An 11,829-nucleotide genomic window follows, 5' to 3' on the forward strand; every position below is an offset into this window, starting at 1 on the left:
TTTTTTCTCATTTTCCATGAAAACGTTTACATACACTTTGAGGGTACTTTTGTTTAGTTTGGTTTTTGTTGGGTATGCCATGGGAGCTAATCATACGCCAGATTTTAAGAAAGTTATATTAAGTACAACTTTTCTTTCTGAAGGTGTTTGTGTTGGAGATGTAAATCATGATGGGAAAAAGGATGTGATGGCTGGAGCATTTTGGTTTGAAGCACCGAAATGGACCAAGCACACGATCAGTGATGATGATATTCGTTACGATAAATCATTAAAAGTTTTCCCGAAAGATCACATGTTTAAAGTTGATGAGGGATATAGTAATTCATTTTTAAATTTTGCTCAGGATGTAAACCACGACGGCTGGGTTGATTTGATTAAAGTGGGATTGCCAGGTGAAGCTGTTTATTGGTTTGAAAACCCTAAAAACAAAGCTGAATTATGGAAAAAACATTTTTTATACGCATCCATCGGAAATGAATCTCCACTTTTTGAAGATGTCAATGGAGATGGGTTGAAAGATATTATTGGCAACGATTCCAAGTCGAAACAAATGGTTTGGTTGCAAGCACCTAACACTAAAAAAGATACAATTTGGAAAGCACACGTGATTTCCTCTAACCCTAACTTAGGGACTCATAAATATACACACGGATTAGGTCATGGAGACATGAATGGTGATGGAAGAAAGGATATAGTCTTTAAAGAAGGCTGGTGGGAATGTCCACAAGATGTGTTAGCTAACGAATGGACTTATCATCCTTTGTCCCTAAGTTTTGATAGCGCGCACATTATGGTATTGGATTTAGATGGAGATGGATTAGTGGATTTACTCAATTCCTCTGCGCATGATTATGGAATTTGGTGGCACCGTCGGACAGCCACTGGTGTTGAAACTCAAGTAATTCAAAAAGATTTATCTCAAACACATGCCATGGCTATGGCAGATTTGAATGGAGATAAGCATCCCGATTTTGTAGTGGGTAAGCGCTTTATGGCGCATAACGGCAAAGATCCAGGTGAATTTGAGAAAGCTCTATTACGTTGGTATGAATTTAAACCGGGCAAAACTCCTACTTGGATTAGCCACGACATAGATGAAGATTCTGGCGCGGGTATTCATATCGTGATAGAAGATATGAATCAAGACGGCTTTAAAGATATAGTCATTTCGAATAAAAAAGGAGTTTTTGTCTTTTTTCATTATTCAAGGAAAAAGGCTTAAAACCATATAAAACATTATATATAATGCGGAATTTTTCACTAATTTTTACATATAATCTATATTACCTATGAGAAAACAATTATTGTACCTAGGCCTCGTGGGGCTGATGCTTCCATTCTTTGCGTTCCGCAATCCCTCGGTTGGTCAACAGGACAAGCCTAAGGAAAAAGGATTCAAGAAAATCTTTGATGGCAAGAGTTTAAAAGGATGGGAGGGAGATCCTGCGTATTGGCGTGTAGAAAATGGATCCATCATTGGTGAAATTACACCAGCAACTGTATTAAAAAGAAATCATTTCTTGATTTGGAGAGGCGGACAGCCAGCTGATTTTGAATTTAAGGCAGATGTTAAAATTACGAAAGCAGGAAATACAGGAGTAAATTATCGCTCTGAAGAATTATTACCAGATTTACCTTTTGCTTTGAAAGGATATCAAGCGGATATTGATGGAAGTAACCGCTATACAGGTCAAAATTACGAAGAACGTGCTCGTACAACCTTGGCTTATCGTGGAGAAATATCTGTGATAAATGAGCAAACAGATCCAGAATTAAAAAATAACTTACGCACATTGGCGCAAAGAAATAACTGGACAGCTCGTCAAGTAAAAGGATCATTAGGTCATACTGATTCTTTAAAAACAGCCATTAAATCAGAAGATTGGAATGAGCTACATATCGTAGCTAAAGGAAATCACCTATTGCATTATATCAATGGTATTTTAATGAGTGATGTGACTGATTTAGATCAAGTAAATGGTAAAGCCTCTGGTTGGTTAGGTATGCAAGTACACGTAGGCCCACCTATGAAAGTAGAATATAAAAATATCCGATTGAAAACTCTTAAATAAACACTGTTAATTATATGAAAATGAGACCTCTAGTTAAACTTGGAATGGTGTTTGCAGCCGTAATTGCTTTGGGCAGTTTTGGCTACAATTCACTCCACAAAGTACAACCCGCCCTAGCAGAAGGGGCTAATCCAAAGATCGATAAGATTCGTCTACAACCTGGATTTAAAGTAGAACACTTATTTAGCCCATCGGATGCCAAAATTGGTTCATGGGTAGCTATGTGTTTTGATGATAAAGGCAGAATGATTGCTTCTGACCAATATGGTGGATTGTTTAGATTAACTATTCCAGCTATTGGATCAAAAGACAATACTCCTAAAATTGAGAAATTGAAGTTCGGAAAAGGTGTGGATACATTGGGTATCGGAAACGCTCACGGATTACTTTATGCATTCAATAGCTTATATGTTATGGTGAATGCCCGTGTAGCTCCTGTTAATCCTCCTGCAGCTCAACCTGGTCGTAATCCTAATTTTGCTCCTAGCTATGCTCCACGTGGTAGTGGATTGTACCGTGTTCAGGATTTAGATGGTGATGATCAGTTCGATAAGATCACTTTGATGAAGGAATTCAAAGGTGAAGGAGAACACGGTCCACACTCAATCATTTTATCTCCTGATAAAAAATCCATCTACTTAATCAATGGTAACCATACGGATGTTCCTCCAATGGATGCTTACCGTTTGCCTAAAAACTGGCATGAGGACAACTTGTTCCCTTTAATCAAAGACCCTCGTGGACATGCTAATGATCGTTATGCTCCAGGTGGATATGTTGTAAACATTGATCCAGATGGAAAGAAATGGGAATTAATCAGTGCAGGTTATAGAAATGCATTTGATATTGCATTCAACGAAGTAGGTGATTTATTCGCTTATGATGCTGATATGGAGTGGGATTTTGGTTTACCTTGGTACCGTCCAACTCGTATCAACCACGTAACTTCTGGTTCTGAGCATGGATGGAGAACAGGTAACAGCAAATGGTCACCTTCTTTACCGGATAACTTACCTCCAGTATTGAATATCGGACAAGGTTCTCCTACAAGTTTATTGTCATTGCGTGATGCTAAGTTTCCTGCGAAATACAAAAAATCATTATTGGCATTTGACTGGACATTTGGTATTGCTCACTTAATCAAGTTGAAACCACAAGGTTCTACTTATACAGCTGATCGTGAAGAATTCTTGTCAGGTATTCCTTTACCATTAACAGATGGTCAAATTGGTCCTGATGGAGCTTTATATTTCTTAATTGGTGGTCGTCGGTTAGAGTCTGATTTGTATCGTGTATATTACACAGGTCCTGAAGAAGCTAATACCAAACCAGTTGTTTCTCAAATTACTCCATTGAATGAATTGCGTCGTAAGTTAGAGGTATTCCATAATGGACCAAATCCTGCAGCAGTAGCTACAGTTTGGCCACATTTGAATAGTCCAGATCGTTTTGTTCGTTATGCTGCACGTATTGCTCTAGAGCATAATCCTGCTGATTCTTGGAAAGATAAAGCTTTGAATGAAAAAGATCCAGTAGCAGCTATCAATGCTTTGATTGGTTTGATTCGTATGGATAAGCCAGAAAACAAAAATGCTATCAATGCAGCTTTATTGAAGATTGATAATAAAGGATTCAATGAGGCATTGCAAATTGATTACATCCGTGCATTTGAATTGAACATCTTGAGAAATGGTATGCCTGATGCATCTCAATCGGCTGCTATTGTGGCTAAGTTTGATGCCCTATATCCAGCGAAACAAATGAACTTAACTCGTTCTTTGAGCCGTATCTTGGTGACTTTGGAAGCACCAAACATCATCCCTCGTACGTTGAAGTTATTGGAAACAAAAGATACAGCTTCAGTAGCTGCTTACCGTGTTGAAACGGCAACTTCTTCTGCTGACTTAATCATGCGTAATCCTCAGTATGGTACAGATATCGCTCGTATGTTGGAGAAAATTCCACCAGCACAGCAGACTTATTTAGCTACGATGTTAAGTGCAGCTAAAAACAACTGGACACCAGAGTTACATGACCGTTATTTTTCTTGGTTCCGTAAAGGATTTGAGTATCAAGGTGGACGTAGTTATGTAGGTTTCATTGACCGTGCTCGTAAACTAGCATTGAAAAATGTAGCTGAATCGCAACGTGCAAAATATGATAAAATGTCAGGTGCTGATTTGTTGACTGCCAATGGTAATGATTTAGTGAAAGTGAACGCACCGAAAGGTCCAGGTAGAAACTGGAAAGTGGATGATGCCGTAGCGCTTTTGGATGCTCCTTTAACAAATCGTGATTTCCAAAATGGTAAATCGATGTTTGCTGCTACAACTTGTAGAAACTGTCACGCAGTTGGTTCTGATGGTGGTGGAAATGTTGGTCCAGACTTGACTAATTTGGGAACTCGTTTCTCTAAGAAGGATATCTTGGAATCAATCATTGACCCGAACAAAACGGTTTCAGATCAATATGCTGCTTCTCAGTTGATGTTGAGAAATGGAACATCCGTAGTAGGTCGTATCACAAACCAGGATAAAGTAGCATTCTATGTGTCGCAAAACCCATATGCTCCGGATCAAGTTGAAAAAGTATTGAAGAAAAATGTAACTTCAGTGAAGTATTCTGGAGTATCTCCAATGCTTGCTGGTTTGATCAATAGCTTGAATCCAGAAGAATTGAAAGATTTAATGGCTTATTTAATGTCAGGTGGTAGTGAGGCTAATGCCATGTTTGCTAAACCAGCTGCGAAATAATTGAATAGAAAAAGATGACGTATCCTTGGAAAGATAAAATATCCAATCACAAGCAACTCGGAGGCATTGAAACCTCCACATTAGATAACGGAGCAGGTAGAGGCGTTCGAATTGCTTGGATGGATACGGGAGCGGGATTTCGCTACAAAATTGTACTAGATCGCGGCATGGATATTGCCGAGGCCTTCTACCAAGAGAAAAGTTTAGCATGGATTTCCCATGCAGGCATTACCAGTCCACAGCCCCTGTCAGACCAGGGGCTGCACTGGTTACGCACCTTTGGAGGAGGATTGCTAACCACTTGTGGTTTAGACCATGTTGGTGGACCTGAACAAGATGAGTTTGGTAGTCGTGGTATTCATGGAAAAATCAGCAATCAAATTGCCGAAATCACTTCCATCGTTCAACCTGATATTCATTCAGGTCAATTAGACATGAGTATCTCAGGTATTATTCGTCAGCATGTGATTTTCGGACCATGCTTGACTTTAAAAAGAACGATTTCTGGAAGATTGGGAGAGGCTTTTTTGAAAATTGAAGATGAAATCATTAATGAAGGCAATACAGACGCCCCTTTGATGTTATTATATCACTTTAATTTTGGCTGGCCTTTGGTCAACGAAGGAACAAAGATTGTGGCGAATGGAACTTGGAAGTATCGTTTTGAGGGAACTCAAGACGCTTTGATTTTCAAGGAAGGAAATGATTACAAGACTTGTCCAGCCCCATTGGATATCCATTTGGGTGGTGGCGAAGAAGTAGCATTTATAGATGCAGCCACCGATGCACAGCATCAGGTAGCTTGCGGACTTTACAATGAACAGTTAGGATTAGGAGTTAAGATGTCATACGACAAAAGAGAATTACCTAGTTTAACGAATTGGCAGCATTGGGGTAAGGATGAATATGTGACGGGAATAGAACCAGGAACGAACCCTCCCATTGGCCAAAAAGCAGCTCGGGAAGAAGGCTCATTAGTATTTTTAGCCCCAAGAGCAATGAAGCGTTTTTCTGTGACTTTAGAAGTCATAGATCAACAAAAACAACCAGAGAAATTAACTAATTTTATACAATAAAAGATTGCCTATTCTTATGAAAAATAAAGCAGAAAAAGCCCTAGAGCAAGGAAAGGGCATATTGCGTTTAGCGCCAACTTGGGTACCAAGATCATTTTGTGTTCCAGGTCGTCGTATTAAATTGCATCCAGATGATTATTATGTACTCGGTGGAGTACGAGGAGGAATCGATGAGCGTTGGTTATCATCTACTACCCCTGCTAAAAATGGTCCATTAACAGGAGAAAACGAAGGTCTTAGTGCCATTGTTTATTCTGAAGGAGGAAAGGAAGAACAAATCCTTTTAAAGGATGCCATTGAAGAATTAGGTGGCCAAATAATTGGTGATCGTCTTTGGAATGAATATAAGTCTTGGCCAATGTATTCCAAATTTTTTGATAACATGGGACCTTTGCCTCATCACATTCACCACAATGATGAGCACGCTGCCAAAATTGGTCAATTAGGTAAACCAGAGGCGTATTATTTCCCACCTCAGTTGAATAACCATGGTGGAGACTTTCCATATACTTTCTTCGGAATTGCTCCAGGAACAACCAAAGAGCAAATCAAAGAATGTTTACAGAATTTTACCAAAGGGGATAACAAAATCACGATGTTCTCTCAAGCTTTCCCATTAATTCCTGGAACAGGATGGGATGTGCCTCCGGGAATGTTACATGCCCCAGGTAGCCTTTGTACTTATGAGCCTCAGAAAGCATCTGATGTTTTTGCCATGTATCAATCTTTAGTTAATGAGGCAATCATTCCAGAAGAATTATTATGGAATGGTACTCCTAAAGAAGAAATTGGAAATTATGACCAATTGATGGAAGTGATCGATTGGGATTTGAATACCAATCCTAATTTATTGGAAACACGCTTCATGGCGCCAATTCCAGTGAAAGATGAGGCCGAAATGGCTAAAGAAGGGTATTCTGAGAAGTGGGTTTGCTACCGTTCAGAGGCATTCTCTGCTAAAGAATTAACGGTATTCCCAGGTCAAACAGTAACCATCAAAGATGCTGCCGCTTATGGTTTAATCATGATGCAAGGACATGGTAAAATGGGTGTTTGGAACATTGAAACTCCAGCCATGATTCGTTACGGACAATTGACCAACGATGAGTTCTTTGTAACTGAAAAAGCTGCACAAGAAGGTGTTGTTATAACAAACCATTCTTCTACTGATCCAATCGTGATGTTGAAGCATTTTGGTCCAAACAATCCGGATTTAAAATTATAATTGATATAAACCATTTGAACAAATGACACAAATAAATAATTATCCAAAATTGCACAATGCCACTTGGCCTGGCATCGTGGGTAAGGGTCCTGATTCCGAACCAGTTATCTCTTTAGATCAAATGCTTGAAATGACTGCTGCGGCAGAAGTTGATGGTGTGAAATTCGATGGGGTGGACGTAGGTTTATTTGATCCGCATTTTGACATTAATTCAGGTAAAGAAGGAGCAAAACGCTTGGCTGACAAAGTAGCTGCTCATGGTTTAGAAATTGGAAGTTTGGTTGCTCCCATCTGGGGTGGCCCTGCTATAGGTTCTAAAGCAGATCAAGATACATTTGTAGACATGGTGAAAAAATCCTGTGAAATTGGTCAAACTTTACGTGAAATGGGTATTCGCCCGAACGGTATCGTTCGTATTGATTCGGCCAGTGGTGTATCTGATTGGGCAAAAGATCCAGTAGGTAATTCCAAGAAAATTGTGGAAACCTTCCAACGTGCTTGTGATGTAGCAGCTGATTACGGCGAGCGCTTAGCAGCTGAAGGAGAGATTTGCTGGGGTGGTATGCATTCATGGCGTCAAATGGTGGCTACTTTAGAAGCCGTTGATCGTAAGAATATTGGTTTTCAAGCAGACATGTCGCATACCTTGTTGTACACGATGGGGTATAATGCTCCTGAAGATCGTATTTTACCAGAAGGCTATGATTGGTCAGATCGTGAAGTATTGAAAGATGCTTTACGTCAAATTACTGCGGCACTTCGTCCTTGGACCATCGACTTCCACGTGGCACAAAATGACGGTACAGTTCACGGAACTGGTAGTCATGATAAAACGGGTAGACACTGTCAAGCCACTGATCCTAATGGAAAATTAGTGGTAGCAGAAGATGCTGGTTTCTGGCTTCGGGATGAGAACGGTGAATTGACCAAAGCATTCAAACATATTTGTTGGGATGGTTGTATGTTCAGCAATGAAGTTATGTTACAACAAAAAACTTGGAACGATATTTTAGCGACCATGATTAAGGTGCGTAATGCCCATGGTTGGTCTTAAGATTTTGAAATATATTTGACAATGGAAAAGAAGAAATTAAGAATAGGATTGATCGGAACGGGCTTCATGGGAAGAACCCATTCCAACGGGTTTAACCGTATTACTAACTTTTTCCCCAACTTAGCTTATGAGCCCGTAATGCAGGCAGTTTGCTCTCGTAATGAGGAAAAAGTAAAAGCATTTGCAGCACAATGGGGCTATGCTTCTTACGAAACAGATTGGCGTAAATTAATCGCTCGCGATGATATTGATGCTGTAGATATTTGTACACCCAATGATACTCACGCAGAAATCGCTATTGCTGCTGCTAAAGCAGGAAAAATGATTCTTTGTGAAAAACCTTTGTCTAGAACATTAGCCGAAGGAGAAGAAATGGTTAGGGAAATAGAAGCGGCTGGTGTGAAAAACACTACTTGGTATAACTACCGTCGCTTACCTGCTGTTACTTTGGCTAAACAAATCGTAGACTCAGGTAAATTAGGCCGTATTTTCCATTACCGTGCTAACTTCTTGCAAGACTGGACTATTAGTCCGGATTTACCTCAAGGGGGAGCCGGTACTTGGCGCTTAGATGTGGAAGCAGCTGGTTCAGGTGTTACGGGTGACTTGCTTGCACATTGTATTGATACAGCACTTTGGATTAACGGTGGAATCACCGATGTTTCAGCTATGACCGAAACATTCATCAAAGAACGTGTGCACACAGAATCTGGTCAAGTTCAAAAAGTAGGTATCGATGATGCTTGTTTGTTTCACTGCCACTTTGATAACGGTTCTTTAGGCTTATTTGAGTCTACGCGTTATGCTCGTGGACACAAAGCGCTTTATACTTTTGAAATCAATGGAGAGCATGCTTCTCTTCGTTGGGATTTACATGATTTGAACCGCTTGGAAATGTATGATCATGCGGATGAGTCAATTGTACGTGGTTGGAAATCTATTTTAGTGACGGATGGAGATCAACCTTACATGGACAAATGGTGGGTTCCAGGATTATCCATTGGTTACGAGCATAGTTTTGTACATCAAGCTGCTGATTTCTTGAAATCCTTGGAAACGGGAGAACCTTGTTCACCTACTTTCCGCGAAGCTTTGCAAACACAAAAAGTATGTGAGGCTGTGATTGATTCAGCGAAGCAAAAACAATGGAAGGACACCAACGTAGAGTGGCCTTGTTAATAATTTAAATGGAATGTAGGGTGGAAGGAGAGAAACCAGTTTTAGAGCTCAAACAAGTATCTATTGCTTATTCGGGAACTCCCATTTTACATTCCATAGATTTATCATTGTATCCAGGTGAAATCCATGCTTTAGTGGGTGAAAATGGGGCTGGTAAATCGACTTTAATGAAGACAATGCTTGGAATCATCTCTCCTGATAAAGGGGAGGTGATTTTTTTTGGTCAAAAACGACAACATCAAAGTTTAAAACAAATCATGGATAGTGGTATATCCATGATCCACCAAGAGTTGATGTTGATTCCAGAATTAAGCGTTGAAGAGAATATATTTTTAGGAAGAGAAAATGAATTAGGATTTTGGCCTTGGGAAAGGAAGAAAAATGCCCGATTGAAAGCCTTGGACTTACTGTCGGATTGCGAAATCCCCATGGATCCAAGCACCTTAGTCAAGAATTTGTCGATTGCCGAGCAACAATTGGTGGAGATTTTACGTGCTATTTCACAGCAAGCCAAATTGATCTTAATGGATGAACCCACTTCCTCTTTATCAGAAAAGGAAATCACCTTGTTCAGGCGTCTGATTAATAAATTAAAAAATGAAGGAGTAAGTATTTTATTTACTTCACATAAAATGGAAGAGATATTTGGCTTCTCAGATCGAATATCTGTTTTACGAGATGGCTATTTGATATCTTCCAAATGTCGGGAGGAATGTACCGAGCAGGAGGTCGTCCATCAAATGGTTGGTCGAGAAATGAATCAATTTTTTCCCCATCGGGAGGTGATAAAGGGAGATACATGCTTGAAAGTTAAAGGTTTGGGGATTCCTGGCTTATTTCAGGATATCGAGTTTGACTTACACCAAGGAGAGATTTTGGGTTTTGGTGGGCTTGTAGGAGCAGGAAGGACAGATATTGGGAAAGCTTTGTCAGGCTTATTAATTCCTCAAGCTGGAGAAATTCTTTGGAAGAATCAATCGGTTAAGTTCAAAAGCCCTCAAGAAGCTATTAAGCAAGGCATTGGCTACGTGAGTGAAGACAGAAAAGAAATGGGATTTATTCCTGAGTTTTCAGTTCAACATAATTTAACCTTGTCCTCCTTGTTAGAATTTCAACGTTGGGGTATATTAGATAAATCTAAAGAGAATGAAATAGCGACTGGTCATATATCGCGGCTTAAGATTAAGTCCAAAGGGCCAGACCAACAAGTGATGACCTTGAGCGGTGGAAACCAACAAAAAGTTGTCTTTGGGCGAGTGCTACAACATCTACCTGATGTACTAATTTTGGATGAACCTACTCGAGGAATTGATGTACAGGCGAAGTTTGAGATTTATACATTAATGGCAGAATTAAGTAAGCAAGGAAAATCCATCATTTTGATATCATCTGATTTGCCGGAATTATTGCACATGAGTGATCGGATTTTGGTTATATCTAAAGGGAAACAGACCGCCATTTTGAATAAAGAAGAGACCAATCCAGCAGAGATTATGTCTTATGCTATGAAATAGTAAGCACATGAATTTGAAAAAAATACTTATTGGTAGTCAGTCTGGAGGGATATTCCTTGCCTTGATTTTGATGTGTGTGTTAATCTCTAGTTTGACACCTCGATTTTTAACGGACACCAATCTATTGGTCATCCTAAACCAAGTATCCGTCAATGCGATTTTGGCTTTTGGTGTCACCTTTGTGATTATTTCAGGAGGGATCGACTTGTCATTAGGATCCATGTTAGCTGTAGCTGGAGTGGTTGCTGCATTATTTGCCAAATCAGACGGCGGAAATGTTTATATAGCATTGCTTATGGCACTTGGAGTAGGAGCCTTGATGGGTGCAATGAACGGTTTTACCGTGATTTTGTCCAAAGTTCCACCTTTCATTGTGACCTTGGGTACGATGACGATTGCTCGAGGTGCGGCTTTGATTATCTCTTCAGGTAGACCTGTATCTGATTTATCTGAATCGTTTAACTTTCTAGGAAATGGTGATTTATTTGGTTTACCAATTCCTATTTTGTTTTTGATCGCTACCTATGTCGTATGTCATTTCGTATTGACCCAAACAGTACTTGGTCGTTATGTAACAGCCATTGGAGGTAACGAAACAGCCGCATGGGTGGCAGGTATTCCAGTGGCAAAAGTTAAATGGTGGGTATATACACTAAGTGGGATATTTGCTGCCCTTGGAGGAATTTTACTGTCGGCTAGGATTAATACCGGACAACCCAATGCTGGATTAGGCTTTGAATTGGATGCTATAGCAGCAGTTATCATCGGAGGTACAAGTACACGAGGTGGAAAGGGAAGTATGACTGGAACCCTATTAGGTGTTTTATTCATTGGTGTTATCAATAATGGATTGGATTTATTAAATGTTTCAGCTTATTGGCAACAGGTTGTCATGGGGGGAATCATTATATTAGCAGTAGTATTAGATAGTGTTTATCAAAAAATGAAACGTTAAC

General features: G+C 39.7%; 9 protein-coding genes. All 9 read left to right on the forward strand.

Features of this window, described 5'->3' with window-relative positions; translation table 11 throughout:
• Positions 1 to 16 precede the first annotated feature (16 nt).
• The 9 genes from HME7025_RS05390 (at position 17) to HME7025_RS05430 (ending at position 11,828) form a co-directional block, all read left to right on the forward strand.
• Complete coding sequence (locus tag HME7025_RS05390; RefSeq protein ID WP_109322650.1) at positions 17 to 1,222, forward strand: FG-GAP repeat domain-containing protein; 1,206 nt, start codon at positions 17 to 19, stop codon at positions 1,220 to 1,222.
• Between the two features lie 106 nt (positions 1,223 to 1,328).
• Positions 1,329 to 2,072, forward strand: a complete 744-nt coding sequence (locus HME7025_RS05395) for a 3-keto-disaccharide hydrolase (RefSeq protein ID WP_226998300.1) — start codon at positions 1,329 to 1,331, stop codon at positions 2,070 to 2,072.
• A gap of 14 nt (positions 2,073 to 2,086) precedes the next feature.
• Complete coding sequence (locus HME7025_RS05400; RefSeq protein ID WP_226998285.1) at positions 2,087 to 4,825, forward strand: c-type cytochrome; 2,739 nt, start codon at positions 2,087 to 2,089, stop codon at positions 4,823 to 4,825.
• Between the two features lie 14 nt (positions 4,826 to 4,839).
• The gene (locus HME7025_RS05405) at positions 4,840 to 5,901 is read left to right on the forward strand and encodes an aldose 1-epimerase family protein (protein ID WP_109322652.1); all 1,062 of its coding nucleotides are present in this window, start codon (positions 4,840 to 4,842) and stop codon (positions 5,899 to 5,901) included.
• Positions 5,902 to 5,917: 16 nt separating this feature from the next.
• Positions 5,918 to 7,126: a class I mannose-6-phosphate isomerase gene (locus HME7025_RS05410; protein WP_109322653.1), complete on the forward strand. Its 1,209-nt coding sequence runs from the start codon at positions 5,918 to 5,920 to the stop codon at positions 7,124 to 7,126.
• 22 nt (positions 7,127 to 7,148) lie between these two features.
• Positions 7,149 to 8,180 carry a sugar phosphate isomerase/epimerase family protein gene (locus HME7025_RS05415; protein ID WP_109322654.1) on the forward strand — a complete coding sequence of 344 codons (1,032 nt, stop codon included), beginning with the start codon at positions 7,149 to 7,151 and terminating at the stop codon, positions 8,178 to 8,180.
• Between the two features lie 21 nt (positions 8,181 to 8,201).
• Positions 8,202 to 9,359 carry a Gfo/Idh/MocA family protein gene (locus HME7025_RS05420; protein WP_109322655.1) on the forward strand — a complete coding sequence of 386 codons (1,158 nt, stop codon included), beginning with the start codon at positions 8,202 to 8,204 and terminating at the stop codon, positions 9,357 to 9,359.
• Positions 9,360 to 9,367: 8 nt separating this feature from the next.
• On the forward strand, positions 9,368 to 10,873 hold the full coding sequence (locus tag HME7025_RS05425) for a sugar ABC transporter ATP-binding protein (RefSeq protein WP_109322656.1): 1,506 nt from the start codon (positions 9,368 to 9,370) through the stop codon (positions 10,871 to 10,873).
• A gap of 7 nt (positions 10,874 to 10,880) precedes the next feature.
• Positions 10,881 to 11,828: an ABC transporter permease gene (locus HME7025_RS05430; RefSeq protein WP_109322657.1), complete on the forward strand. Its 948-nt coding sequence runs from the start codon at positions 10,881 to 10,883 to the stop codon at positions 11,826 to 11,828.
• The last annotated feature ends 1 nt before the right edge of the window (position 11,829 follow it).

The sequence above is a fragment of the Aquirufa nivalisilvae genome (assembly GCF_003143535.1).
GTDB lineage: Bacteria > Bacteroidota > Bacteroidia > Cytophagales > Spirosomataceae > Aquirufa > Aquirufa nivalisilvae.